The following is a 26195-nucleotide window of genomic DNA, read 5'->3' as shown; positions in this document are numbered from 1 at the left end:
CCTTCATGCGGCCACCTTCCCGCAGCTAGTTCACCCCGCGCCATCGCGCGCGGCGCCGCCCGTCAGCGACACGACGAAATCCAGAAACGCCCGCACCTTGGCCGGCGGATGATGGCGCGACGGATACAGCGCATACAGCGGATAGACCTCGTCGCTCCAGTCCGGAAAGAGTTCGATCAGCTTGCCGTTCGCCAGCAGCGACTCCGCGCCGAGCGCGAGAATCTGCGCGATCCCCTGACCGGCGATGCACGCGCTATGCAGCGTGCCGACGTCGTTGACGGTCAGGCGGCCCTGCGGGGTCATCTCGAACTTCTTGCGGCCGCGATGAAATTCCCAGCTGAACGGATAACCGGTCAGCGGATCGCGGAACTTGATGCACACGTGCGAGCCGCCTTCGAGTTCGGCCGGCTGCGCCGGTTGCCCGTGCTTCTTCAGATACGACGGCGCGGCCACCGTCAGGATGCGGGTATCGAGCAGCTTGCGGGCGACCAGGGTGGACAGCGGCGGCTCGCCGAAGCGGATCGCGACGTCGAAGCCATCGGCGACCATATCGCCGAGCTGATCGCGCGTGATCAGTTCGAGCTGCAGATCAGGATGTTTATCGACGAAACCGCCCAGACGCGGGCCCAGCACGAGGCGCGAAAAGAACGGGTCCATGTTCACGCGCAGCCGGCCGCGCACCGCGCTCGCGCCTTCGGCCGCGGACGCCGCGGCTTCTTCGAGGCCACCGAGCAGCGGCACGATCTGTTCGTAGAAGCGCCGGCCTTCGTCGGTCAGCGTGACCGAGCGGGTGGTGCGGTCAAACAGGCGAATACCGAGGCGTGCTTCGAGGCGAGCCACCGACCGGCTCACGCCCGATTGCGACATGTCGAGCGCTTCGCCGGCGGCCGCGAAACTGCCGCAGTCGACGATCGCCGTCAGCACGCCCATGCCGTTCAGCATGCGCTCGTCAAATGGCATCTGGGGTCCCTCGTAGCCGTTGATGCCCGACATGCTAACGCGAAAGTCTGTGCGGATTCACACGCTGACGCGCGAAAGTGACACCCGTTGCACGCGATGGATGAGCCGGTGGCATGAAGCTGGTGGGAGTGATGCTGTCGCGTCAAGCGTGGCGGATGCGCTCAACAACGCGGCGCGGCGCCGCGTGGCGTCGTGTCATGCAGACCGCATTAGAGAGACGTTGCCGGTGCGTTGCCGATGCAGCGCGCGCCACCCGCGACGCACTGCCGTTGAACTCGGAAAAGGTCACGACGTGATGCAGTACGGCGGCCTCCGTTGCAGCCGGGGTGCGTTATCGCGCGCAAGGACGTGTGCAGCACTTCCGCATCCCTAACCGCCACGCATCACACCATCAGCGCCCCGCGCTTTGCGCCGCCTGCCCGCGAATCACCCGCGTGCCGGACGGGTCGTCGAGATGCCGGAAGACCCATGCGGACACCAGCGTGATCACGCCGACGCACACGAACGCGAGCCGGAAGCCCAGTTCGGCCGAGCCCGATTGCGCGTTGAACAGATTCACGAGGCCGCCGCCGATCGACACGCCGAGCCCGATCGCCAGCATCTGCACCATCGAGAACAGGCTGTTGCCGCTGCCCGCGTCTTCGTGCGACAGGTCTTTCAGCGTGACGCTGTTCATCGCCGCGAACTGCATCGAGTTGGCCGCGCCGAACACGGCCAGCACCACGATCTCGACGATCAGCGGCGTGCCGCGCGAAATCAGCGAGAACCCGACGATCGACGAACCGACGATGATCGTATTGACCAGCAGAAACGTGTCGTAGCCGTAGCGGCGCACGAGCGGCGCGATCCAGCGTTTCGCGAGCGTACCGGCGAGCGCGGCCGGCAGCATCATCAGGCCGGAGTGCAGCGGCGAATAGCCGAACTGCAATTGCAGCAGGAGCGGCACGAGGAACGGCACCGCGCTCGAGCCGACCCGGCACACGAGGTTGCCGATCAGCCCGACGCTGAAATTCGGCTCGCCGAACAGCGACAGTTTGAACAGCGGATCGCGGCGGCTCTTTGCATACGGGATGTAGGCGAGCGCGCTCGCGACGGCCAGCGCGAACAGCCCCGCCGACCATGCGGCGCGATGCGTCGGGACCGGCGCGTCGATCGCCAGCGAGAACGCGATCATGCACAGCGACAGCAACCCACAGCCGATGAAATCGAACGGCGGCGGCTCGACGGCGTCGTGCGACGGCAGGAAGCGCTGCACCGCGAAGAGACCCACCGCGCCGATCGGCACGTTGATCAGGAAGATCCAGTGCCAGCTGATCGCCTGCACGAACCAGCCGCCGAGCGTCGGCCCGGCGATCGGCCCGAGCTGGCCCGCGATCGAAACGAATGCGAGCGCCGCCACGTACTGTTCGCCGGACACGCTGCGCAGCACCGCGAGCCGGCCGATCGGCAGCAGCATCGAGCCGCCGATGCCTTGCAGCACGCGCGCGAGCACCAGCTGGCCGAGCGTGTGCGCGCCCGCGCAGCAGATCGAGCCGAGCACGAAAATCAGGATCGAGACGAAATAGACGCGGCGGGTGCCGAAGCGGTCGGCGAGCCAGCCGGAGGCGGGGGTGAGCATCGCCATCGTCAGCGTGTAGGCGACCACCACCGGTTGCATCGCGAGCGGCGCGACGTGCAGGCTATCGGCGATGGAGGGCAGTGCGGTGTTGACGATCGTCGTGTCGAGCGACTGCATGAAGAAGCCGGCGGCGACGATCCACAGTAGCGCGGTGTGGGCGGAATCCTTGGTCATTTTTTCAACGGCGGGCGCGGGGGAGCGGCCTGCAGAGCCGGACGAGCGGAAAGAAGCGGAGCGCCCCCGCGCGGGGGAAGCGGGAATTGCGTCATCTTATTGACATCTCCGTCAATCGGGAACCCCACTAGGATCGTTGACTGTTATCGACTTTGCCGATAAGCAGCGCGACAATGCGACATGCTCAATCCGATCTGGCTCAAAACCTTCGCGACCGTCGCGGCCTGCCATAGCTTCACCGAGGCGGGGCGGCGGCTCTCGCTTACGCAGTCGAGCGTCAGCGAACATATCCGGCGGCTCGAAGAAAGCGTCGGCCGGCGCCTGTTCGTGCGCGACACCCATTCGCTCGCGATGACCCCCGACGGCGAAGCGATGCTCGCGCACGCGAGCGTGATCCTGCAGGCGCTCTCGCGTGCGGAGTCGCAGTTCAAGGCGCCGCGCCTGAAGGGCCGCGTGCGCCTGGGCTCATCCGACGATATCGCGCTCGGCCCGCTGCCGACGGTGCTCGCGGCGTTTCGCAACGCGCATCCGGACGTCGAACTGGAAATCACGATCGGGATGACGGGCCGGCTCTACGAACTGCTCGACGCGGGCGCGATCGATCTGCTGGTCGGCAAGCGCCGGCTGGGCGATAGGCGCGGCGTGCCGCTGTTTACCGGGCGGCTCGAATGGCTCGCGCGCACCGGCACGCTGGTCGATCTGAGTCAGCCGTTGCCGCTGATTCTGGTGGCCGAGCCGAGCGTCACGCGCGCGGTGGTGCTCGACGCGCTCGCGGAGGCCGGCGCGAGCTGGCAGATCGTCTGCACCAGCAGCAGTCACTCGGGTTGTATCGCGGCCGCGCGCGGCGGCCTGGGCATTACCGTGCGGCCGCAGTACCTGGCCGCGCGCGGGCTGGCGCCGCCGTTGAATGCGGCTGCGCTGCCGGGTTTGCCGTCGGTGGAATTCATCGCGCTCGCGGCGAAGCGGCTGAGCCGCCCGGCCGATACGCTGCTGCAATTGCTGCACGACAGCGACCTGCGCGGCTCGTGGGTGGGGGAGTGAAGCGGGAAAGTGAAGCGGGAAAATTAAGCGGGAAAATTAAGCGAAGCAGCAGGAGACGCGTGGCGAGCAGGGGCGCCGCCGCGCGTCTCGGTCAGCGCGCCTGACCGTTACGCCGGCATCTTGCGAAACGCAATCGCCAGCCGGTTCCATGCATTGATCGCCGCGATCAGCAGCGTCAGGTCGACCAGTTCCTCGTCGCTGAAATGCGGGCGCACCGCCTGCCACACCGCGTCGGGCACATGCTCGTGCGACACCAGCGTGACCGCCTCGGTCCACTCCAGCGCCGCGCGTTCGCGGTCGGTGAAAAACGGCGTTTCGCGCCACGCGACGACCGTTGCGAGGCGCCGTTCGGTTTCGCCGCCTTTGCGCGCATCGGTCGTATGCATATCGACGCAGAACGCGCAGCCGTTGATCTGCGATGCGCGCAGCCGCACCAGTTCGGCCAGCGATTTTTCGAGCGCCGATTTGCCGATGCGCTCTTCGACGCCGAGCAGTGCCTTGACGGCGGCGGGGTTGGCTTTGTAGAAGTCGAGACGTTGTTCCATGACAGGCTCCGCAATGTTGGGAAGAAGGGTGAAGCGCTGAACGGGTGCTGCGATCGGTGATACAGACGTGAGCTTAGCCACGCAAATGGAGTTCAGAAATGGCCGCTTTCAGGCAATTTCAGGTGGCCACTTTGAATGCGCCGGCGCGCGCTGCCGAGCATCCTTACCGCCGGCAATGGCATCGTTGCCGCGTGCAAGCCGATTCGGTATGGTGGGCTCATCCACGCCAGCCGCGCGTCGATCCGCCACTCAGGAGAGCTCACCGATGACCACCGCCGCCGACCCGCAAGCCAGCCCGATCCGCACCGATGTCCTGATCGTCGGCGCCGGTCCCGTGGGTCTTTTCGCGGCGTTCGAGGCCGGCGTGATCGGCCTGTCGTGTCAGATCGTCGACGTGCTCGAGCGGATCGGCGGTCAGTGCATCGAGCTGTATCCGGACAAGCCGATCTACGACATTCCGGCAATTCCATCGTGTACCGCGCGCGAACTGGTCGAGCGGCTGCTCGCGCAATGCAAGCCGTTCGACGTGCCGATTCATCTCGAACAGCGCGTCGATACGGTCGAGCAGCGCGACGATGGACGCTGGACCGTGCGCACCGAGCAGGGTCTGGTATTCGATGTCGCGGCGATCCTGCTCGCCGCCGGCAACGGCGCGTTCATGCCGCAAAAGCTCGCGTTGCCCGAGGCGGTGCCGCTCGAAGGTCGTCACGTGCATTACAGCGTGCCGCGGCTCGCCGATTTCGCCGACAAGGTCGTGGTGGTCGCCGGCGGCGGCGATTCCGCGCTCGACTGGGCGCTCGCGCTGCGCCAGGTCGCGCGCCGCGTGACGCTGGTGCATCGGCGGCCCGGTTTCAGCGCGGCGGATTCGAGCGTCGAGCTGATGCGGCGCGCGGTCGACGCGGGCGAGATGGACTTCGTGGTCGGCGCGATCTCCGGGCTGAATCTCGAAGACGGTGCGTTACGTTCGCTGACGCTGCGCAAGCTCGAAGGCGAAGCGCAGCTCGAAGCCGAGCATCTGATCGCGCTGTACGGGCTGGTCGCCGATCTCGGCCCGATCGCGCAGTGGGGGCTCACGAGCCACGGCGGGCGCATCGATGTCGATACGTCGAACTACGAAAGCTCGCGGCCGGGCATCTTCGCGGTCGGCGACCTCGCGAACTATCCGAACAAGCAGAAGCTGATTCTGTCGGGTTTTCACGAAGCGTCGCTGGCGCTGCGCAAGGCGTACACGTACGCGTTCCCCGAGAAGAAACGCGTGCACGTGCATTCGAGTTACGACGCGAAGCTCGCGGAGAAGATTGCCGCGACGGGTTGACGGTGGCCGCGGGCGTCGCGCGTCGCGCAGTTCCGCAGGCTTGGTAACCCGCGCGGCGAGAGTGGGCGGGCGAGCGATGCCGCGATCGACCCACTCACGGCGGCGGCGCGTCGAACGCCGCCGCTTCTACCGGTCGCATCGTTGCGATGCCCGCATTATTTCCCGGCGGGTTCACTCGCGGCGGCCGCAGCGCTCGCTGCCTTCTCCTTATCCTTTTTCTTCGCTTCATGATGGCCGATCGCGCAACCGGCGGCCGCGCCCGCGACCCCGTGATCGCCGGCCACGTGACCGGCGACGCCGCCGACCACCGCGCCCTTGGTGCAGCCTTCGGCCTGCGCGTTGCCATGCATGAAGCCGAGCGCGGCGGCCAACGCGAGCGGCGCGGCGAGGCGGCGGGTGAAAGTCGTGAAGGACTGGTTCATTTGAATCTCCCTGAAATGGCGATCTGAAATGGCGATGTGAAGCGGGCCGCGCGCGGTCACGCTGCGCAGGCCCGGATCTAACGCGGGACCTGCCGCGGGACCTAACGCGGCTAGCAGATGCGGGGCTAGCAAATGCGAGGCCCGGCGTTATAAGCTTCGCGCTTTGCGTACGCAGGAAAGTTCGGTGAACTGCCGAATTGTTCGCCGTCCACCCGCGCACGCCTGGCGAACTCTCCAGCGTCTGTTCGAAACCCGCCAGCCGGCCGGGATCGGGGTTTGCTTCAGATAAAAACTACTTATACGTGCACGCCATGACCCAGTCCGAAGTGAGTTCCTCCAGCGCAACCGACGAGTCCGCCCGCCCTCGGCAACCGGCCGCGGCCGGCGGCGCGCGCGTTCCCGTCAGCGTCGACTATTCGTCGCTGGTGCAGGCGATCTCCGATTACGCGATCTTTCTGCTCGACGCGAAAGGGCACATCGTCAGCTGGAACGCCGGCGCGCAGAAGCTGAAGGGCTACACGGAGAGCGAGATCGTCGGGCAGCACTTTTCGCGCTTCTATACCGAAGAAGCAATCGCGCGCGGCTGGCCGACCTACGAGCTGGAACAGGCGACGCTGACCGGCCGCTTCGAGGACGAAGGCTGGCGGGTGCGCAAGGACGGCACGACGTTCTGGTCGAACGTGGTGATCACCGCGATTCGCAACGCCAGCGGCCAGGTCACCGGCTTCGCGAAGATCACCCGCGATCTGACCGCGCAGCGCGAGTATCTCGAAGCGTTGCGGCAGAGCGAGGAACGCTTCCGGCTGCTGGTCGACAGCGTGAAGGACTACGCGATCTTCATGCTCGATCCGCAAGGCCTCGTGATCAGCTGGAACGCGGGCGCGGCGCGCATCAAGGGCTATACGCACGACGAAATCGTCGGCCGTCATTTCTCGCGCTTCTACGTGCCGGAAGAGGCGGCGGCCGGCAAGCCGGCGCGCGAACTCGCGATCGCGCGGCAGATCGGCACCGTCGAGGACGAAGGCTGGCGCGTGCGTAAAGACGGCACGACCTTCTGGGCCAACGTGATCATCACCGCGGTCTACGACGAGTCGCGCCGGCTGCGCGGCTTCGCGAAGATCACCCGCGATCTGACCGAGCGGCGCCGGCGCGAAGAACTCGAACGGTCGGGCGAGCGCATGCGCGAATTTCTCGCGACGCTCGCGCACGAGCTGCGCAATCCGCTCGCGCCGGTGCGCAACGCGGTCGGGGTGATGCAGCTGGAGTCCGGTCTGAGTCCGGTGCTCGCGCGGGCGCGTGATCTGATCGATCGACAGGTCACGCACCTGACGCGGCTCGTCGACGATCTGCTCGACATCGGCCGGATCATGGCCGACAAGGTCGAGCTGCGGATCTCGCGGGTCGACCTCGCCGAGGTGATCGCGCGCGCGATCGAGGCGGCCCGGCCGTTCACCGATGCGCGCGAGCAGCAGGTGGTCGCGCATGTGCCCGACGAGGCGGTGCAGGTGCGCGGCGACATGACCCGCCTCGTGCAGGTGCTGCAGAACCTGCTGCACAACGCGTCGAAGTTTTCGCCGTCGGGCAGCACGATCGACGTGCACGGCCGGGTCGATTTCCGCATGGCGGTGCTCGAAGTGCGCGATCAGGGGCGCGGCATTCCGGTGCGCTCGCTCGACAAGATCTTCGAGCTGTTCGCGCAGGAAAAGGCGGGCCAGGAGCTCGGCGAGGGCGGTCTTGGGATCGGCCTCACGCTGTGCAAGTCGCTGGTCGAAATGCATGGCGGCAGCATCGTCGCGAGCAGCGAGGGGGCCGGTCTGGGCAGTACCTTCACGCTCAGTCTGCCGCTCGCGTCCGCGCAAGCCGAAGCGGGCGAGGGCGGCGCGGGCGCGGCGGCGGCCGAGATCCAGCCGCTGCGGGTGCTGGTCGTCGACGACAATCGCGATTCCGCCGACAGCCTCGCGATGCTGCTCGAACTGAAGGGCCACGAAGTGCGGCTCGCGTACGACGGCGAGCAGGCACTGCAGATCGCGCCGCGTTTTGCACCGCATCTCGCGCTGATCGATCTCGCGATGCCGAAGCTCGACGGCTATGCAACGCTCGCCGCGCTGCGCGCGATGCCGGAACTGGCCCGCACGATGTACGCGGCGATGACCGGCTTCGGTCATGCGAGCGATCTCGATCGCACGCGCGCGGCGGGTTTTCACGCGCATCTGGTGAAGCCGGTGGAGATGGCGGTGCTCGATGCGTTGCTCGCGCGCGCGGATGCTCGGTTGAGTGGTTGAGCGGTTGAATGACTGTATTGCGTGCGCGCGCAACTGCTTGCTTCGGCCTCGGGTAGCGCGGCAAGCGTTTCACTCTTTCTCAGTGTTCCTCATCTTTTCCTGGTGGGCCGCTCCTGGCGCGCCATGTGCGAGGCCGGCTCACCATGCCGATGGCTTCCCTCCCGCGGCACGCTGCTTGCTGTGACTGAGCATACGTTCCGGCCCGCCGCAGCGCGGCGCGCCGTCCTTCGATCCGGTGCACGGAGGCACGATGCTCGACACGCGCGACCACGCGCCCAGCTTCCCGGCGCAGTCACCGCAACGCTCGCACGAACCCGAAGCGGGGCGAGCGCCGCGCGAGCCCTGCGCAAGCGGCCGTGCCGCGGCGCTGTCACAACCAGCCACGTCGCTCGCTGAGTTTCTGCGCGACGCGCGTTTCGATCCGAACGATCCGTACGCGCTCGGCGCGATGCTCGCGACGCTGATCGCGCACGGCTACGATCGTGAGCCGGGCATGCCGTTGCCGGGCCACGGCCGGACGCTCGCGCGCTGGCGCTCGCTTGCGGCGGTAGCGGCTTGCGATCTGGGGCTCGTCAAACTGTTCGAAGGCCATACGGATGCGCTGGCGATACTCGCCGAACTGGATGGTCCGCCAGCACCTGATGGAAGCCGCTGGGCTGTGTGGGCCGCCGAGCCACCGCAAGCGCGCGTCCAGGCAACGACCCACGTAGCCGATGCCGATCGAACAGGAATCCGAACAATCGACGGCGAACGAGCCGACAGTAAGCGGAGCGGCGGCGAGCACGCCCACGCCGAGCGCCTCAACCGCGGTCACAACCAACTACGTCTGACCGGCACCAAAGCCTGGTGCTCCGGCGCGCAAAGCGTCACGCATGCACTCATCACCGCGTGGCTCGACGACGAACCGGTACTGGCGGCCGTCGCGATGGACCAGCCGTCGATCACGATCGACACGTCGAACTGGCAAGCAGTCGGCATGCAGGCCACCGCCAGCGCCGATGTCCACTTCGACGCCAGCGCGGCGACACTGATCGGCGCATCGCATGCGTACGTGCGTCGCCCTGGCTTCTGGCATGGCGGCGCCGGCATCGCCGCGTGCTGGTACGGCGCGGCCGCGCGGATCGGCGGCAGTCTGCGCGACGCGTGCGCGCAACGCGCCGATCCGCTGCGTCTCGCGCAACTCGGCGCGACCGATGTCGCGTTGCAGTCCGCCGCCGCAGTGCTGCGCGAAACGGCCGCATGGATCGACACACATCCGAACGCCGATGCGCAAACCGCCGCGTTGCGCGCACGACTCGCGGTCGAACAGGCCGCCGACACCGTCATGCATCACGCGACCCGCGCACTCGGCGCCGGCCCGCTGTGCCGCGACGCGCGCTTTGCGCGGGCGCTCGCGGACCTGCCGGTGTTTCTGCGCCAGAGCCATGCGGAGCGCGATCTGGCCGCACTCGGCGAGCAATTGCTGGCGGCGTCGGCGCAGCCCCCGAATCAGCTGTCCTTACCAACGGACACGCAATGGCTGCTATGACGTCCTCCCCAACGAGCATTCGCCAAAGGGTTACTGAGATGAACTCGACGGTGCTGTACTTCGACGAGCTGTATCGCCGCAGCGACGATCCGTGGCGGCTGCGCGAGGGCTGGTACGAACGCCGCAAGCGTTCGCTGACGCTCGCGCTGCTGCCGCGCCCGCGCTATCGCAACGCGTTCGAACCGGGCTGCGCGAACGGCGAACTGACGGCCGAACTCGCAAAGCGCTGCGATGCGCTGCTCGCCGCCGATCTGCATCCGCGCGCGGTCACGCTCGCGCGCGAGCGCGTCGCCGATGCGGCCAACGTGCGGGTCGAGCAGCGCATGGTGCCGCGTCAATGGCCGACCGAGGCCGGGCCGTTCGATCTGATCGTCGTCAGCGAATTCGCGTATTACCTCGATACCGCCGAGCTCGAAACGCTGGCCGCGCGGATCGGCGCGTCGCTGACGACCGACGGCACGCTGCTCGCGTGTCACTGGCGCCGGCCGTTCGCCGAGGCGCGCGAATCCGCCGACCATGCGCACGCGCTGTTCGATGCGCGCTGCAATCTCTCGCGGCTCGCGCATCACGCGGAAGCGGATCTGCTGATCGACGTGTGGTCGCGCGATGCGCGATCGGTCGCGCAACGCGAGGGGCTTCTATGATCGGCGTGATCGTTCCCGCGCATAACGAGGAGGCGCTGATCGCGCGCTGCCTCGCCGCGGTGCTCGAAGCGTCGCGGCACAAAGGACTGGCCGGCGAGGCGGTGCGGGTGGTCGTCGCGCTCGATGCGTGCAGCGATTTTTCCGGCGCGATCGCGCGCGCTTACGGCGTGCAGACGCTGACGCTGAAGGCGCGCAATGTCGGCATCGCCCGCGCGCTCGGCGCGTCGCTGCTGCTCGCGCAAGGCGCGCGCTGGCTCGCGTTTACCGATGCCGACAGCCGCGTGTCGCCGGGCTGGCTGGCCGCGCAACTCGCGCTCGACGCGGATGCCGTGTGCGGCTCGATCGCGGTCGACGACTGGGGCGAGCATCCGCACAGCGTGCGCGAATATTTCCGCAAGACCTACGTGGACGCCGACGGCCACCGCCACGTGCATGGCGCGAATCTCGGCGTCTCGGCGCAGGCATACCGGCGCGCGGGCGGCTTTCCGCCGCTCAAATGCAGCGAGGACGTCGCGCTGGTCGACCGGCTGATCGCGACCGGCGCGCGCATCGCGTGGAGCGCCGCGCCGCGCGTGCTGACTAGCGGGCGCGCGCTGGCCCGCGTGCGCGGCGGCTTCGCCGACACGCTGCTCACGTGGGCGGCCGGCTGAGGCGCCGGTTCTGTACACGCAGGCAGGCCGCGGGGAGGGCGGCAACACGATGAGGGCGAAATCATGATGGACGCGATCTACGTTCTGTTCGGCGAAGGCCGCACGCTCGATCCGTTGCAGATGGGACTGCGCGCGATCGTCATCTTCGTGATCGCCCTGGCGATGATCCGCGTGTCGGGACGGCGCTCGTTCGGGCAGCGCTCGCCGTTCGACTCGGTCGTCGTGATCCTGCTCGGCGCAACGCTGAGCCGGGCGATCGTCGGCGCGTCGCCGTTCATCGCGACGGTGGTCGCGTCGTTTCTGATCGTGCTGTGCCACCGGATGCTCGCGTGGGCCTGCATGCGCTCGCGGCGCTTCGAACTGCTGGTCGGCGGGAGCGAACGCGAGGTCTATCGCGACGGCAAGTTCAACGCGCGCGAGATGCACGCGGCGCTGGTCACGCGCACCGATATCGAGGAAACGGTGCGGCAGAAAACCGGCTCGCGTTCGCTGGACAACGTGGCCGCGGCGATTCTCGAACGCAACGGCGAAGTCAGCGTGATCCGCAAGCGGGCGTGAGCCCGGCCCTTAGCCGCGCCCGCCGCGCGAAATCTCTTCGCCCGCGCCGCGCGGCAGCCGCAGCGTGACCGGGATCGACGCGAACGAGCACAGCCCGACCACCAGAAACGCCGGCCAGAAATCCGACCACATCACGCTCGCATGCCCGTTCAGCGCGCGGGTGATCTGCAGCGCGATCCCGCCGACCGTCACGCCCAGACCGAGCGACATCTGTTGCACGACGCTGCCCAGGCTGGTCGCGCGACCCACGTCGCGGCTCGCGATCTCCGCATAGGTCAGCGAATTGAGGCTGGTGAACTGCAACGCCGGGAAGAAGCCGCCGAGCAGCACGACGACCCAGATGATCCACGTCGGCGTGTGCGGGAAAAACAGCCCGCACGCGGCGATCGCGAGGCCCGACAGCGCCGCGTTGAACACCAGCACCGAGCGGAAGCCGAAGCGGCGCAGCACGCTCGATGCGATCGTGCGCATGAACATCCCGCCGAACGCCGACGCGCAGGTGATCAGCCCCGATTCGAACGCGCTCATCCCGTGGCCTTCCTGCAAGAGCAGCGGCAGCAGGAACGGCAGTGCGCCCAGACCAATGCGGAACAGCGAGCCGCCCAGCACGCTCGCCTGGAAGGTCGGCACCTTGAAGAAGCGCAGATCGAGCAGCGGCAGCGCGACCCGCTGCGCGTACGCGACGTAGATCGCCAGCAGCACCGCGCCGAGCCCGCACATGCCGAACGCGTCGATGGTCGGGATCAGTTCGCCGCCGACCAGCGACAACCCGAGCAGCAGCAACACCGCGCCCGCCGCCGACAGCAGGAAGCCGATCCAGTCGAGCGGACCGGGATCGGGCTCGCGGGTGTTGGCGATATAGCGATTGGTCAGATAGATGCCGAGCAGGCCGATCGGCACGTTGATAAAGAAGATCAGGCGCCAGTGCAGATAGGTGGTGATGAAGCCGCCGAGCAGCGGGCCGGCCGCCGGGCCGAGCATCGCGGGCACGCTCAGATAGTTCATCGCGCGGATGAAGTCGGCCTTTTCGACGACCCGGAAGATGATGATGCGCCCGACCGGCACCATCATCGCGCCACCGACGCCCTGTACGAAGCGCGCGAGCGTGAAGGTTGCGAGCGAACTGGACGCCGCGCACAGCAGCGAGCCGGTCACGAAAATGCCGATGGCGGTGCGAAACACGGTGCGCGCGCCGAATTTGTCGGCGAGCCAGCCGCAGACCGGGATAAATACACCGAGGCCGAGCACGTAGCTCGTCACCGCGATTTTCAGCGTGACCGGATCGCGCCCGAAGTCGCGCGCCATCGCCGGCAGCGCGGTGACGATCACGTTCGCGTCGACGCTCTCCATGAACATCGCGCAGGCGACGATAAGGGGCGCAATCAGAGCTTTCTGGACGACGGTCATGACGGCGGGGGCTGCGGCGAGACGTCGCAGGCAAAGGGGTCATTATTGCACCTGTACGGTGCGGATTGTTAATACGGCTGCGCCCGTTCGTGCCCCTTGAGAATTTTTAACTTCCGCGCGCCGCGGCGGTTGAAATTTGACGCGACAAAGTTAATTTTTTGTTGCAGTGCGCCATCAGAGGACTATAATCGGGTTATTCCTTAGGTAGAAACCCTAGTTTCCCGGAGCCCAATATGAACACTGCATCGACCGCCGTCCGTTCCACTCCCGCCGCCAACACGCTGTTCGGCAAGCTGCGCGCGCTGGCGCTGCATGCGCTGAACCTGCATCTGCAGAACTGCGCGGTGATCGCGGAAGCTTATCGCCGCCCGCAGTAAGCGCGACAGATTCGCCGCCCGGCCTCGCTGCCGCCTCCGATGCCCGCTCCTGTAGCGGGCATCGTGCTTTCTGCCCCGCCATTTTCAATCTCCTTCAGATTCCGGACGCACCTCCCGGCGCGCCTGCGGGCCGCGGCGCCGTTTGCCGCGCCGCGCGCCGCATCGCGCTTCTGGACCTGATTACGGCGAGCGCCTCGAAACCTTGATCCCCCGATTTGCCCGCCCGCGGTGCTCAAGCATTACAATTCCGTCCCTTTTTAGCCCGCAAGCAGGGCCAGATGACAGGGGAATTACCAATCCTGTCAACCTTTTGCACGCTTTGCCGTTATCACTTTGTAATCGCCGCCACAGGCGATCCTCCACGTGACGCTCCGGCGCCGCGACCGCTTTCCCGCAAGGCCCGCAATTGACCATGTTCCGTCGACTTCAACACCGCTTCGCGCAGCCCCGCGCGCTGCTCGGCCATGCCGCGCAAGCGCTGCGCAGCCGGCGACTTCTGTCGCCCGTGCTGGCGCTCGTGATTTGCGGCTTGCTGCTGGTGGTGCTGCAGCATCTGTCGCAGGCGGTCGATTACCGCTCGGTGATCCGCGAGCTGCGCAGCCTGTCGGCGCGCGAGTGGATCGGCGCGCTCGGCGCGACCGCGCTCAGCTATGTCGCGCTGGTCGGCCGTGACGCGGTCGGGCTGCGCTATCTAGGCGCCGGCGTGCCGCGCGCGGCGCTGTGGGTCGGCGCGACCGCCGGCTCGGCGCTCGGCAACGCGACCGGCTTCGGCGCGCTGACCGGCGGGGCGGTGCGCGCGCGGGTCTACGGCGTCGCCGGCATCACGCCCGCGCAGATCGGCCGCATGACGGTGTTCACCAGCGTGTCGCTCGCGCTCGCGCTGGTGCTGATGACCGCGCTCGGGATGGTCTGCCGCGCCGACCAGCTCGCGCCGATGCTGCATCTCACGCCGCCGGTGCTGCGCTGGAGCGGCGCCGCGCTGCTGCTCGCGCTGGCGCTCGCGGCCGCCGCGTGCCGGCGCGAAACCCGGCCGGTGCGCACGCGCTGGCAATGGCTGTCGTTCGATATCCCGGCGCGCCGCGATCTGCTCGAGCAGGTTGCGCTGGCGGTGCTCGACGTGGTCGCCGCCGGCCTCGCGCTGTGGGCGCTGCTGCCGCACGCGAACGTCAGTTTCATCGGTTTCGTCACCGTCTATTCGGCCGCGATGCTGCTCGGCATGATCGGCCATACGCCCGGCGGGGTCGGCGTGTTCGAGGCGGCGATGGTGTTTACGCTGTCCGGCAGCGTGCCGATGCAGCAGATGGTCGCCGCGCTGCTCGCGTACCGGGCGATCTATTTCGGCGTGCCGCTGATCGTGTCGGCGGCGCTGCTGGCGGGCTTCGAAGGCCGTGCGCTGAAGAGCCGTCTGTCGCTGCTGCAGGCCGAGCGGGTGTCCGAACTCGCGCCGCTGTTTCTGAGCCTCGTCACCTTCGTGGTCGGCGGGATGCTGGTGATCTCCAGCGCGACGCCGGCGTTCTGGCAACGCATTCATATCCTGCGCGACCTGGTGCCGCTGTGGGTGCTCGAAAGCTCGCAGATGCTGTGCAGCGTGCTCGGCGTGCTGCTGCTGTTCGTCGCGCGCGGGCTGTTGCGGCGCCTCGACGCCGCGTGGTGGATGACGCTCGCGCTGACGGTGCTGAGCCTCGCGCTGTCGCTGACCAAGGGCCTCGCGTTCGTCGAGGCCGGCGTGCTCGGCACGCTGATCGTGCTGCTGCTGGCCACCCGCAAGCGCTTTAACCGTCATTCGTCGCTGTTCGCCGAGCGCTTTACCGCGGGCTGGCTGGTGTCGGTCGCGATGGTGCTGATGCTGGCCACCTGGGTGATGCTGTTCGCGTTCCGGGACGTGCCGTATTCGCGCGACCTGTGGTGGCAATTCGCGTTCGACGAACGCGCGTCGCGGGCGCTCCGCGCGACGCTGGCCGCGAGCCTGTTCGCCGCGACCTTCTCGTTCTGGCAGTTGCTGCGCCCGGCGCGCGGCCGTTTCGTGAAGCCGGCCCCGGAGGATCTGCACGACGCCGCGCGGATCGTGCGCGCGCAGGAGCGCAGCGATGCCGGTCTCGCGCTGATGGGCGACAAGAGCTTCCTGTTTTCGGAGTCGCGCCAGGCGTTCCTGATGTACGCGAAGAACGGCCGCACGTGGGCCGCGCTGCACGATCCGGTCGGGCCGCGCGAGGAATGGGCCGGGCTGATCAGCAAGTTCGTCGCGCTCGCGCATCAGCACGGCGGCCGCGCGGCGTTCTATCAGGTGCGCGCGAACGCGCTGCCGCTGTATCTCGACGCCGGCCTCACGCTGATGAAACTCGGCGAGGAAGCGCACGTGGTGCTCGACGACTTCGATCTGAAGGGCTCGCATCGCGCGCATCTGCGTTATGCACTCAAGCGCGGCGAGCGCGACGGCTTCACCGTCGAAGTGATCGGCCAGGCCAACGTGCCGGCCTCGCTCGAGACGCTGCGCGAGATTTCCGACGGCTGGCTCGACAGCCGCGACGCGCGCGAGAAAAGCTTCTCGGTGGCCGCGTTCCACGACGAATACCTCGCCGCGCAATCGGTGATGCTGGTGCGCCAGAACGGCGAGCCGGTCGCGTTCGTCACGTTCATGACGACCGACATGAATACCGAGGCGACCGTCGGCGTGATGCGTCACGTCGAAAGCGCGTCGCCGTACGCAATGGAATATCTGTTCACGCAGCTCGCGTTGCATCTGAAACAGGCGGGTTTTCGCTCGCTCAGTCTCGGCATCGCACCGCTTTCGGGCGTGCAACCGACGCCGCTCGCGTCGCGCTGGCATCGGCTGGCCGGCATCGTGTGGCGCTTCGGCGGCCGCTTTTATAACTTCCGCGGCTTGCGTGCTTTCAAGAACAAGTTCCAGCCGCACTGGGAGCCGCGTTATCTCGCGGCCTCCGGTTCGGTCGGCGTGTTCTTCACGCTCGCGGATCTGTCGTTGCTGGCGGGAGGCCGGCGTTCATGACATTGCATCCGTTGTTGCGTCTCGCCGTTGTAGCGAGCGTTCTGAGCTGCGGCGCGCTTGCGCACGCGGCAACTACCACCGTGCCCGGCGGCCGCTACGGCGACGTGCGGGTGACCCGGCCGGAAGGGCCGCTGCGCGGTTTCGTCGTGCTGTATTCGCAGGCGAGCGGCTGGAGCGCGGCCGATCAGCAAAGCGCCGATGCGCTCGCGAAAGCGGGCGCGTTGACCGTTGGCGTGGATACCGCGCGCTACGCTGCGAACCTGAAAGCGAAGCCGGAGGCCTGTCATCAACTGGTCGGCGATGCCGAGGCGCTGAGCCATCAGCTCGAACGGCAGGAGCAGTCGAACCACTATTTCGCGCCGATCGTCGCCGGTACCGGGCAGGGCGCGACGCTGGCGATGCGCGTGCTCGAACAGGCGCCGTCCAATACGATCGCCGGCGCGGTATCGGTCGATCCGGAACCGACGCTCGACGCGCGCTTCAAACCGTGCGCGCCGGACTCGACCGTGATCCGCGACAAGGTGCCGGGCTTCGTCGAGAAGGCCAGCACCGGTAATGCCGATCGCGCGCGTCTGGTTGCACTGGTGAGCCCGCATCTGCAAGCGGTGTCCACCAGCGACGACGACGTGTCCGACCTGCCGCTGATCGAGTTGCCGGCCGCGCATCCGAACGGCCTGATGGCGATCGTGATTTCCGGCGACGGCGGCTGGCGCGATCTCGACAAGACGATCGCGCAGGCGTTGCAGAAGGACGGTGTGTCGGTGATCGGCTGGGACAGCCTGCGGTATTTCTGGAGCGAGAAGCCGCCCGCGCAGACGAGCCGCGATCTCGCGCGCGTGATGCAAACCTACGGCGCGCGTTGGCATGCGCAGCACGTCGCGCTGATCGGCTATTCGTTCGGCGCCGACGTAATGCCGTTCGCGTACAACCGTCTGCCGCCGGAGCAGCGCGCGAAGGTCGCGCTGATCTCGCTGCTCGGCTTCGCGCCCGACGCCGATTTCCAGATTCGCGTCGGCGGCTGGCTCGGCATGCCGGCGAGCGACAAGGCGTTGAAGGTGCGCCCGGAGATGGGCCGTCTGCCGCCCGGGATGGTTCAGTGCTTCTACGGCGCGACTGAAACGGACACGCTGTGTCCGGCACTCGAGAAGAGCGGTGTCGAAGTGATCCGCACCTCGGGCGATCATCACTTTGGTCACGACTACAACGCGCTCGAACGACGCATTCTCGCGGCGTTCAAAAAGCAGAGCGGCGTGCAGGATTAAGCGCCACTGGAACGAGTCGATGCATGGCGGCGGGATTGACAAAGGCCGCCATCTCGACGAAGATCGCCGACATGAACTGCCTCGACATCCGTATTGCGCTGATTATTAGCATCATTCATCGAATGGTGGGTTAGCGCGCGTCGACTTTGCAGTGACCAAGAAACCCGCCAAACGAGGCGGGTTTTTTTATGTCCGCTTTGCTGCCTGCCTCCTGGCGAAACTGCTGCCGATCGCGGCCCTCGGGCTTTCGATCGGAGTCCGATGCTTTCCCGCATCGTCTGTTGCCACGAGGAGCTTGCCTTGCTGTTGACTGAAACCGAACAGGCCGCCGCTGCTGCTGCTGCTGCCGCTGCTGAATGCGTCGCGCCGTCCCACGACTATCTGAAGAAAACGCTCACCGCGCGTGTCTACGACGTCGCGCGCGAGACCGAACTTGAAAGCGCGCCGAATCTGTCCGCGCGGCTGCATAACCCGGTGTATCTGAAGCGCGAGGACAACCAGCCGGTGTTCTCGTTCAAGCTGCGCGGCGCGTACAACAAGATGGCGCATATTCCGGCCGATGCGCTCGCGCGCGGCGTGATTACCGCGTCGGCAGGCAATCATGCGCAGGGGGTCGCGTTGTCGGCGGCGCGGATGGGCGTGAAGGCGATCATCGTCGTGCCGGTGACGACCCCGCAGGTGAAGGTCGACGCGATTCGTACGCACGGCGGGCCGACCGTCGAGGTCGTGCAGTCGGGCGAGTCGTATAGCGATGCGTACACGCACGCGGTGAAATTGCAGGAAGAGCGCGGTTTGACCTTCGTCCATCCGTTCGACGACCCGTATGTGATCGCCGGCCAGGGCACGGTCGCGATGGAAATCCTGAGCCAGCATCAGGGGCCGATTCACGCGATCTTCGTGCCGATCGGCGGTGGTGGACTGGCGGCAGGCGTGGCCGCGTACGTGAAATCCGTGCGTCCCGAGATCAAGGTGATCGGCGTGCAGACCGACGATTCGTGCGCGATGGCTGCATCGCTGAAAGCCGGCGAGCGCGTGACGCTGAACGAAGTGGGCCTGTTCTCCGACGGCACCGCGGTGAAGCTGGTCGGCGAAGAAACCTTCCGCCTGTGCAGCGAATACCTCGACGACGTGCTGATCGTGAATACCGATGCACTATGCGCCGCGATCAAGGACGTGTTCCAGGACACCCGCAGTGTGCTCGAACCGGCGGGTTCTTTGGCCGTGGCCGGTCTGAAGCAATACGCGGAGCGCGAGGGCATCGAGAACCAGACGCTGATCGCGATCACCTCTGGCGCGAACATGAACTTCGACCGGATGCGCTTCGTCGCCGAACGCGCGGAAGTCGGCGAAGCACGCGAGGCGGTCTTCGCGGTGACGATTCCGGAAGAGCGCGGCAGCTTCAAACGCTTCTGCGAACTGGTCGGCACCCGCAACGTGACCGAGTTCAACTACCGGATTGCGGACGCGAATTCCGCGCATATCTTCGTCGGCGTGCAGATCCGCAATCGCAGCGAGTCCGCGCAGATCGCCGGCGCGTTCGAAGCGCACGGTTTCGCGACCGTCGATCTGACCTTCGATGAACTGTCGAAGCAGCACATCCGCTACATGGTCGGCGGCCGTTCGCCGCTCGCGCACGACGAGCGTCTGTTCCGCTTCGAGTTTCCGGAGCGGCCGGGCGCGCTGATGAAGTTCCTGTCGTCGATGGCGCCGAACTGGAATATCAGCCTGTTCCACTACCGTAACCAGGGCGCGGACTACAGCTCGATCCTCGTCGGTATCCAGGTGCCGGAAAGCGAGAACGCGGAGTTCGATCGCTTCCTCGCCACGCTCGGCTATCCGAACTGGGAAGAGAGCAAAAATCCGGTCTACCGGTTGTTTCTTGGCTAATTGACGCGGGCTGAACCCGTATTGAAGCATCGGGGTTTACCTGAAGGGCGAGCGAAGCCGCGACACTAAGCCGCGGCCCGCGCGCATTTTCCGGAAAGCCCCGTCCCGCCTACGTTTGCGGCCGACCGCCGCAAACGAAATTTGACTTCGATCAAACCCTTCTATCTCCCAGCACGATACGGCCTATCCGATTTATCGCGTTGCGGGATACCCGCCGCGATCGTCACACTGAGCGCAAATTTCATCACCGCATTCAGGAGACAATTCATGCGCACTCAAGTCGGCATCATCGGCGCCGGTCCCGCTGGCCTGCTGCTTTCCCATCTGTTGCATCTGCGCGGCATCGACTCGGTCGTGCTCGAAACGCGTACCCGCGAGCAGATCGAATCGACGATTCGCGCCGGCGTGCTCGAACAGGGCACGATGGATCTGTTGACGCAAACCGGCCTCGGCGAGCGCATGAAGGCCGAAGGCGCGCTGCATCACGGCTTCGAACTCGCGTTCGAAGGCAAGCGCCGCCGCATCGATCTGACCGGTCTCACCGGTCACGCGATCACGGTGTACGCGCAGCACGAAGTGATCAAGGACCTCGTCGCCGCGCGCGTTGCGGCCGGCGCGGAACTGCGCTTCGGCGTGTCGGACACGTCGGTGCACGGCATCGATACCGACAAACCGTCGATCCGCTATCGCCACGAAGGCGCGGAGCACGAACTGCAATGCGACTTCGTGATCGGCTGCGACGGCTCGCAAGGCGTCGCGCGCAACGCGATTCCGCAGGCACTGCGCCGCGACTTCGAACGCGTCTATCCGTTCGGTTGGTTCGGGATCCTGTGCGAAGGGCCGCCGTCGTCGGATGAACTGATCTATGCGCGTCACGAGCGCGGCTTCGCGCTGATCAGCACGCGCTCGCCGAACGTGCAGCGGATGTACTTCCAGTGCGATCCGAAAGACTCGGTCGAGAACTGGTCCGACGACCGCATCTGGGCGGAACTGCATGCGCGCGCCGATTCGCACGACGGTCAGCAGATCGTCGACGGCAAGATCTTCCAGAAGAACATTGTCGGGATGCGCAGCTTCGTGTCGACGACGATGCAGCACGGCCGCCTGTTCCTCGCCGGCGACGCCGCGCACATCGTGCCGCCGACCGGCGCGAAGGGGATGAACCTCGCGGTCGCCGACGTGAACGTGCTGAGCAAGGCGCTCGATGCGTTCTACAAGGAAAACCGCACCGATCTGCTCGATCGCTACAGCGAAACCGCGCTCAAGCGCATCTGGCGCGCCGAGCATTTCTCGTACTGGATGACGAGCATGCTGCACCGGATTGATGGCGCGAGCGAATTCGAACAGCAACTGCAGGTGGCCGAGCTCGAATACGTGACGACCTCGCGCACCGCGGCGACCGTGCTGGCGGAGAACTATGTCGGCGTCGCCGGCGCGCAGATGCAGGCCGGGCTGTAAGTCATTCCTGTCACACGCCGACGCTCGGGACCGCTAATTGATCGACAGGTCCCGATGCGCGGCAGCCTGAAATTCCGTCGGCGTGACGCCCGTCTGCTTGCGGAAATAGCGGCTGAAATACGCCGAATCCTCGAAACCGAGCGCATGCGCGATCTGTTTGATGCTCGAGCCCGAGTACACCAGATCGCGCTGCGCCTCGCGTATCAACTGATCATTGACCAGCGACAGCGGCGAATGGCCGAGTTCCTCGCGACAGATGCGCCCCAACTGCGCGGCGGTCACCCCCAGTTTCTCCGCATAGAAATCGATCGGCTGATGCTCGCGCACGTGCGCGGCGATCAGTTCGCGTAGCCGTTTGAGCTGCGCGGCGCGCCGGTCGTTGACGCTCGCGCCGGTGCTCGACGCGGCATCGGTCAGACGCGCGACTTGCACAAAAAGTGCAATCATCAGCGACATGCCGGCGGCGATATGGCCGCGCGCGCTACCGCGAAATTCCTGCTCCAGCAAACCGAATAACGGCATCAGCGTGCTTTCGCCGACCGCCGGGCGCACCGGGATCAGCGCGGGCCGCTGCAGCACCGGCAACAGCCCCGGCGACACCACTTTCGAAATCGACTCCAGCGCCCGCTGCGCGGCGGTGATCACGAGACCGTCGATCTCCGGCGAAAACACGAAGCCATGCACCGTTTGCGCCGGCAGCAGGATCAGGCAGGGCGCGGTGATCGGCAGTTTTTCGCTTTCCACCAGCACGTGGCCGCTGCCGCTGCGGATATAGAGGATCTGCAGCAGCGCGTCGTGGCGGTGCGCGGCGATCTGCCAGTCGTTCGGGCGGCTGCGCTCGACGATCCATTCGAAGTTGAACGCATCGAACCACGGCGGCCGGGCCGACTCGCCGTACAGATCGTAGTTAGGGATTTTCCTCATGCGGTTTTGTCTCCTATGTTCGAATTGTCCTGCGATGCGCTGCCTTTGTCCAATTTTCGGCTGACCCGCGTGGCTATACTTTTTTCCATCAGAGGCGTGGTCGGATAGCGCGGTGGAACATCCCGCGCAGCAGCAGTTACGGCCGCGATAACAGTCACGGAGATTTGGAGGACTAAGCAAATGAATCGGCAAACGGAACAGCACGCAGGCGAGCGCGACGGCCGCCACTGGCTCGGACTCGAAGGCAAGGTGTGTGTGGTCAGCGGCGCGGCCGGCGGGATCGGCAGCGCGATTGCGCAGGTGCTCGGCGCCGCGGGCGCGCGCATCGCGCTGCTCGATCGCGACGAAGACAAGTGCGCGACGCTCGCGCAGGCGCTGAACGCGAGCGGCGTCGAAGCGCTCGCGGTGGGCTGCGATATCGGCGATATCGACAGCGTGCGCGGCGCGGTCGCAAACGTTGAAACGAAACTCGGCGTCGCCGACGTGCTGGTGAACAACGCGGGTCTGCTGCGTCCGGGCGGTATCGAGGAAATCGGTCTCGACGCATGGAACGCGATGCTGCGCGTGAACCTGACCGGCTACATGCTGTGCTCGCAGCAGTTCGGTCAGTCGATGCTCAAGCGCGGCTCGGGCGCGCTCGTGCACGTCGCGTCGATTGCCGCGCGTGTGCCGCAAAGCTATAGCGGCGCGTACAGCGCGGGCAAGGCCGGCGTGCTGCTGCTGTCCAAACAGATCGCGGTCGAGTGGGGCGCGCGCGGCATCCGCAGCAATGCGGTGTGCCCGGGCATGATCCGCACGCCGTTGTCGGCCGCGTTCTACGAGCACGGCGACATCGAAGCGCGCCGCAGCGCGATGACCGCGAGCCGCCGCATCGGCGAGCCGAACGATATCGCCGACGTGGTCGCGTTCCTCGCCAGCGAGCGCGCCGCGTATGTGAACGGCGCGGAGCTGATGGTCGACGGCGGTCTCGAAAGCATGCTGATGGACCTCGTGCCGCGGCCCGGCTTCGAAGCCAGTCAGGCCGCGCAAGCGACCCAGGCCACCCGTTGAGTCCGCACGCAAGGAGACCATCATGAGCAATGCAACCAGCAACACGACGCTCAGCTGCGACGTGCTCGTCATCGGCTCGGGCGCGGGCGGTCTGTCGACCGCGATCACCGCGCGCAAGCACGGGCTCGACGTCGTCGTGATCGAGAAGGAGCCGTTCTTCGGCGGCACCACCGCGTTTTCGGGCGGCGTGCTGTGGATTCCCGGCAACCGTCACGCGAAGAGCAACGGCGTCAGCGACACCCGCGAAGCGGCGCTGACCTATATGCGCAACGAAACCGGCGCGTTTTTCGATGCCGACGGCGTCGACGCGTTTCTCGACACCGGCCCGGAAATGCTCGACTTCTTCGAGCGTGAGACCACCGTCAAATTCGTGCCGACGCTGTATCCGGACTATCACCCGAACGTGGGCGGCGGCGTCGATATCGGCCGCTCGGTGGTGGCCGCGCCGTTCGACGCGCGCGCGCTCGGCAAGGACATCACGCGGCTGCGTCCGCCGCTGAAGACGATCACGTTCATCGGCATGATGTTCAACTCGTCGAACGCGGACCTGAAGCACTTCTTCAATGCGACCCGTTCGCTGAAGTCCGCGCTGTATGTCGCCAAACGCCTCGCGAGCCATCTGAAGGATCTCGCGCTGTACCGGCGCGGCGTGCAGATCACGAGCGGCAACGCGCTGGCCGCGCGGCTCGCGAAATCCGCGCTCGATCTCGGCATTCCGATCCATACCAACACCGGCGCGCGCGAGTTGAGCGTGACCAACGGACGAGTGAGCGGGGCGGTCGTCAACGGGCCGGACGGCGAAATGCGCATCGTCGCGCGACGCGGCGTGGTGCTCGCGTGCGGCGGCTTTTCGCATGACCTCGCGCGCATCAAACGCGCGTATCCGCATCTGCAGCGCGGCGGCGAACACGTGTCGCCGGTGCCGCGCGGCAATACCGGCGACGGGGTCGGCATGGCGGAAAAACTCGGCGCGCGGGTCGCGATCCGTTATCCGCAGCCGGCCGCGTGGATGCCGGTGTCGCGAGTGCCGATGCGCGACGGCAGCGTCGGCGTGTTTCCGCACCTGGTCGACCGCTACAAGCCGGGCGTGATCGGCGTGACGCGCGCGGGCAAGCGCTTCACCAACGAGGCGAATTCGTATCACGACGTCGGCGCCGCGATGATCGAGGCCTGCGCGAACGAGCGCGAAACCGCGATGTGGCTGATCTGCGATCACGCGACGATCCGCAAATACGGGCTCGGTTATGCGAAGCCGGCGCCGGTGCCGCTCGGCCCGCTGCTGCGCAACGGCTATCTGAGCCGTGGCAACACGCTCGCCGAACTCGCGCGGAACGCGGGTCTCGACGGCGCGGCGCTCGAAGCGACCGTGAAGCGCTACAACGCCGACGCGGCGCGCGGCGAAGACCGCGAGTTCGGCCGCGGCACGACCTCGTTCAACCGCTATCTGGCGGATCCGGAGCACAAACCGAATCCGTGCGTCGCGCCGATCGGCAACGGTCCGTATTACGCGCTGAAGGTCGAGATGGGCGACCTCGGCACCTTCGACGGCATCTCGACCGCGGTGACCGGCGAAGTGCTCGACGAAGCGGGCGCGCCGATCGACGGGCTGTACGCGGTCGGCAACGATCGCGCCAGCGTGATGGGCGGCAACTATCCGGGCGCGGGCATCACGCTCGGACCGATCATGACGTTCGGCTACATCACCGGCCGCAACCTGGCCGGCGTGAACGTCAGGAACACGAAGCAATCGCAGCGGGCCGACGCCCGCGCCACCGAAACCGTATTGAGGGCCGCGTCATGAGCCAGGGCAAACCTTTCGTCGACCATCGCATCTACACGATCCGCCCGCGCGGGATGGCCGAATTCATCGACGTGTTCGACCGCCTCGCGATGCCGATCCAGGTCAAGTACCTCGGCGCGCCGGTCGGCTTCTATATGAGCGATATCGGCGCGTTGAACCAGGTCGTGCATCTGTGGGGCTACGAGAGCATCGCCGATTACGACCAGCGCCGCACCGCGCGCGATGCGGACCCGGAATGGCCCGCGTATCTGCAGGCGTCCGCGCATCTGATCGTCGCGCAGGAGAGCCGCATCATCCGGCGCGTCGACTTCAAGACGCTGGCAATGCTGCGCTAACGGCAACCGCGAGCAGGGAGACGGGCATGAACGAATCGACAGCGCGCGTCGCGATCGTCACCGGCGCGGCGAACGGAATCGGCTGGGCCTGCGCGCGGCGTTTCGCGCAGGACGGCTTTAGCGTGGTGCTCGCCGATCTCGATGGCCGGCGGGCCGCTGAACGGGCAGCCGAACTGGCGGACAGCCAGACTGATGCACCCGCCGGCGCGCATCTGGGCATCGGCGCGGACGTGGCCAGCGAAGCGGATGTGCGCGCGTTGATCGACAGCTGCGTCGAGCGCTATGGAAGGCTCGACGTGCTCGTCAACAACGCGGGTAACGCCGATCAGCCGCATCCGACCGTCGAGCAGAACGTCGACGCATTCGACCGCTTGCTCGGCATCCACGTGCGCGGCACTTTTCTCATGTGCCGCGAAGCCGGCCGCGTGATGCTCGCGCAGCGGCGCGGCGCGATCGTCAATCTCGGCTCGATCGCGGGGCTCGCCGGCATTCCGGCGCGCAACGCGTACGGCGCGGCGAAGGCCGGCATCGTCGCGATGACGCGCTCGCTCGCATGCGAATGGGCTCGCGACGGGATTCGCGTGAATGCGGTGGCGCCCGGTTATGTCGCGACCGAACTGGTCGAAACGCTGCAGCGCAACGGCCAGATGAATCTGCAAAAAATCGAACAGCGTACGCCGATGGGCCGTCTCGCGCGGCCCGACGAAATCGCCAACGCGATCGCGTTTCTCGCGTCGGACGCGGCGAGCTACGTCACCGGCAGCGTGCTCAGCGTGGACGGCGGCTGGCACGCGTTCGGCGCGGCGTCCGCATAGACGCCAACGCGTGCTAAAGCGCGACACAGCGCGCCGCAGCGCGCCGCAACGCCGGCCGCCGCGTTTCACGCGGCAAGCAACGCACCGGCCATTTAGATAGCAATCCAAATAATAAAAAAACCTCGTCATTTCATG

At 66.6% G+C, this 26195-nt stretch carries 22 protein-coding genes; 16 read left to right on the top strand and 6 right to left on the bottom strand.

The window, feature by feature from the left end; all coding sequences use genetic code 11:
• Positions 1–30: 30 nt before the first annotated feature.
• Together BTH42_RS15250 and BTH42_RS15245 are read right to left on the bottom strand one after the other, a co-directional pair.
• Positions 31–960: a LysR family transcriptional regulator gene (locus BTH42_RS15250; protein WP_075300789.1), complete on the bottom strand. Its 930-nt coding sequence runs from the start codon at positions 958–960 to the stop codon at positions 31–33.
• A 391-nt stretch (positions 961–1351) separates the two neighbouring features.
• Positions 1352–2839, bottom strand: a complete 1488-nt coding sequence (locus BTH42_RS15245; RefSeq protein ID WP_256702043.1) for a DHA2 family efflux MFS transporter permease subunit — start codon at positions 2837–2839, stop codon at positions 1352–1354.
• A 93-nt stretch (positions 2840–2932) separates the two neighbouring features.
• On the opposite strand from BTH42_RS15245, the gene BTH42_RS15240 reads away from it, so the two are divergent.
• Positions 2933–3793: a LysR family transcriptional regulator gene (locus tag BTH42_RS15240; RefSeq protein ID WP_075300768.1), complete on the top strand. Its 861-nt coding sequence runs from the start codon at positions 2933–2935 to the stop codon at positions 3791–3793.
• A 107-nt stretch (positions 3794–3900) separates the two neighbouring features.
• On the opposite strand, the gene BTH42_RS15235 is transcribed toward BTH42_RS15240, so the two are convergent.
• Positions 3901–4338 carry a carboxymuconolactone decarboxylase family protein gene (locus BTH42_RS15235; protein ID WP_075300767.1) on the bottom strand — a complete coding sequence of 146 codons (438 nt, stop codon included), beginning with the start codon at positions 4336–4338 and terminating at the stop codon, positions 3901–3903.
• 265 nt (positions 4339–4603) lie between these two features.
• On the opposite strand from BTH42_RS15235, the gene BTH42_RS15230 reads away from it, so the two are divergent.
• Positions 4604–5653 (top strand): NAD(P)/FAD-dependent oxidoreductase, encoded by a 1050-nt coding sequence (locus BTH42_RS15230; protein ID WP_075300766.1) that lies wholly within the window; start codon positions 4604–4606, stop codon positions 5651–5653.
• Between the two features lie 155 nt (positions 5654–5808).
• Here the strand turns inward: BTH42_RS15230 and BTH42_RS15225 are convergent, their stop codons facing one another.
• Entirely contained in the window at positions 5809–6075 is a 267-nt protein-coding gene (locus tag BTH42_RS15225; RefSeq protein WP_075300765.1) for a hypothetical protein, read from the bottom strand.
• 311 nt (positions 6076–6386) lie between these two features.
• On the opposite strand from BTH42_RS15225, the gene BTH42_RS15220 reads away from it, so the two are divergent.
• The 5 genes from BTH42_RS15220 (at position 6387) to BTH42_RS15200 (ending at position 11737) form a co-directional block, all read left to right on the top strand.
• Complete coding sequence (locus tag BTH42_RS15220; protein WP_075300764.1) at positions 6387–8357, top strand: PAS domain S-box protein; 1971 nt, start codon at positions 6387–6389, stop codon at positions 8355–8357.
• A 250-nt stretch (positions 8358–8607) separates the two neighbouring features.
• Entirely contained in the window at positions 8608–9885 is a 1278-nt protein-coding gene (locus tag BTH42_RS15215) for an acyl-CoA/acyl-ACP dehydrogenase (protein WP_075300763.1), read from the top strand.
• A gap of 38 nt (positions 9886–9923) precedes the next feature.
• The gene (locus tag BTH42_RS15210) at positions 9924–10529 is read left to right on the top strand and encodes an SAM-dependent methyltransferase (protein WP_075300762.1); all 606 of its coding nucleotides are present in this window, start codon (positions 9924–9926) and stop codon (positions 10527–10529) included.
• Complete coding sequence (locus BTH42_RS15205) at positions 10526–11179, top strand: glycosyltransferase family 2 protein (RefSeq protein WP_075300760.1); 654 nt, start codon at positions 10526–10528, stop codon at positions 11177–11179. The genes BTH42_RS15210 and BTH42_RS15205 overlap by 4 nt, the downstream gene beginning before the upstream one ends.
• Before the next feature lie 63 nt (positions 11180–11242).
• Positions 11243–11737 carry a DUF421 domain-containing protein gene (locus BTH42_RS15200; protein WP_075300758.1) on the top strand — a complete coding sequence of 165 codons (495 nt, stop codon included), beginning with the start codon at positions 11243–11245 and terminating at the stop codon, positions 11735–11737.
• A gap of 9 nt (positions 11738–11746) precedes the next feature.
• On the opposite strand, the gene BTH42_RS15195 is transcribed toward BTH42_RS15200, so the two are convergent.
• Positions 11747–13144, bottom strand: a complete 1398-nt coding sequence (locus BTH42_RS15195; RefSeq protein WP_075300749.1) for an MFS transporter — start codon at positions 13142–13144, stop codon at positions 11747–11749.
• Positions 13145–13377: 233 nt separating this feature from the next.
• On the opposite strand from BTH42_RS15195, the gene BTH42_RS35465 reads away from it, so the two are divergent.
• The 5 genes from BTH42_RS35465 (at position 13378) to BTH42_RS15175 (ending at position 21135) form a co-directional block, all read left to right on the top strand.
• On the top strand, positions 13378–13521 hold the full coding sequence (locus tag BTH42_RS35465; RefSeq protein WP_178392174.1) for a hypothetical protein: 144 nt from the start codon (positions 13378–13380) through the stop codon (positions 13519–13521).
• 412 nt (positions 13522–13933) lie between these two features.
• Positions 13934–16528 carry a bifunctional lysylphosphatidylglycerol flippase/synthetase MprF gene (gene mprF, locus BTH42_RS15190; RefSeq protein ID WP_075300747.1) on the top strand — a complete coding sequence of 865 codons (2595 nt, stop codon included), beginning with the start codon at positions 13934–13936 and terminating at the stop codon, positions 16526–16528.
• Positions 16525–17790, top strand: a complete 1266-nt coding sequence (locus BTH42_RS15185) for a virulence factor family protein (RefSeq protein WP_075300745.1) — start codon at positions 16525–16527, stop codon at positions 17788–17790. Before mprF ends, BTH42_RS15185 begins: the two co-directional genes overlap by 4 nt.
• Before the next feature lie 261 nt (positions 17791–18051).
• A complete protein-coding gene (gene ilvA, locus BTH42_RS15180) occupies positions 18052–19677 on the top strand; it encodes a threonine ammonia-lyase, biosynthetic (RefSeq protein ID WP_372237266.1) in 1626 nt (541 codons plus the stop codon).
• A gap of 267 nt (positions 19678–19944) precedes the next feature.
• Positions 19945–21135, top strand: coding sequence for a 4-hydroxybenzoate 3-monooxygenase (locus tag BTH42_RS15175; protein ID WP_075300741.1), 1191 nt, complete (start codon positions 19945–19947; stop codon positions 21133–21135).
• 33 nt (positions 21136–21168) lie between these two features.
• Here the strand turns inward: BTH42_RS15175 and BTH42_RS15170 are convergent, their stop codons facing one another.
• Positions 21169–22059: a helix-turn-helix domain-containing protein gene (locus BTH42_RS15170; RefSeq protein ID WP_075300739.1), complete on the bottom strand. Its 891-nt coding sequence runs from the start codon at positions 22057–22059 to the stop codon at positions 21169–21171.
• 180 nt (positions 22060–22239) lie between these two features.
• On the opposite strand from BTH42_RS15170, the gene BTH42_RS15165 reads away from it, so the two are divergent.
• From BTH42_RS15165 to BTH42_RS15150, 4 genes are read left to right on the top strand one after another with little or no spacing between them, the layout of a single operon-like run.
• Positions 22240–23109: an SDR family NAD(P)-dependent oxidoreductase gene (locus tag BTH42_RS15165; protein ID WP_075300737.1), complete on the top strand. Its 870-nt coding sequence runs from the start codon at positions 22240–22242 to the stop codon at positions 23107–23109.
• Positions 23110–23131: 22 nt separating this feature from the next.
• The gene (locus tag BTH42_RS15160; RefSeq protein ID WP_083654817.1) at positions 23132–24910 is read left to right on the top strand and encodes an FAD-dependent oxidoreductase; all 1779 of its coding nucleotides are present in this window, start codon (positions 23132–23134) and stop codon (positions 24908–24910) included.
• Complete coding sequence (locus tag BTH42_RS15155) at positions 24907–25245, top strand: NIPSNAP family protein (RefSeq protein ID WP_075300733.1); 339 nt, start codon at positions 24907–24909, stop codon at positions 25243–25245. Before BTH42_RS15160 ends, BTH42_RS15155 begins: the two co-directional genes overlap by 4 nt.
• A gap of 26 nt (positions 25246–25271) precedes the next feature.
• Positions 25272–26060: an SDR family NAD(P)-dependent oxidoreductase gene (locus BTH42_RS15150; protein ID WP_075300726.1), complete on the top strand. Its 789-nt coding sequence runs from the start codon at positions 25272–25274 to the stop codon at positions 26058–26060.
• The last annotated feature ends 135 nt before the right edge of the window (positions 26061–26195 follow it).

The sequence above is a fragment of the Burkholderia sp. SRS-W-2-2016 genome (assembly GCF_001931485.1).
Taxonomy (GTDB): domain Bacteria; phylum Pseudomonadota; class Gammaproteobacteria; order Burkholderiales; family Burkholderiaceae; genus Paraburkholderia.
This window is presented reverse-complemented; position numbering and strand designations above follow the sequence as displayed.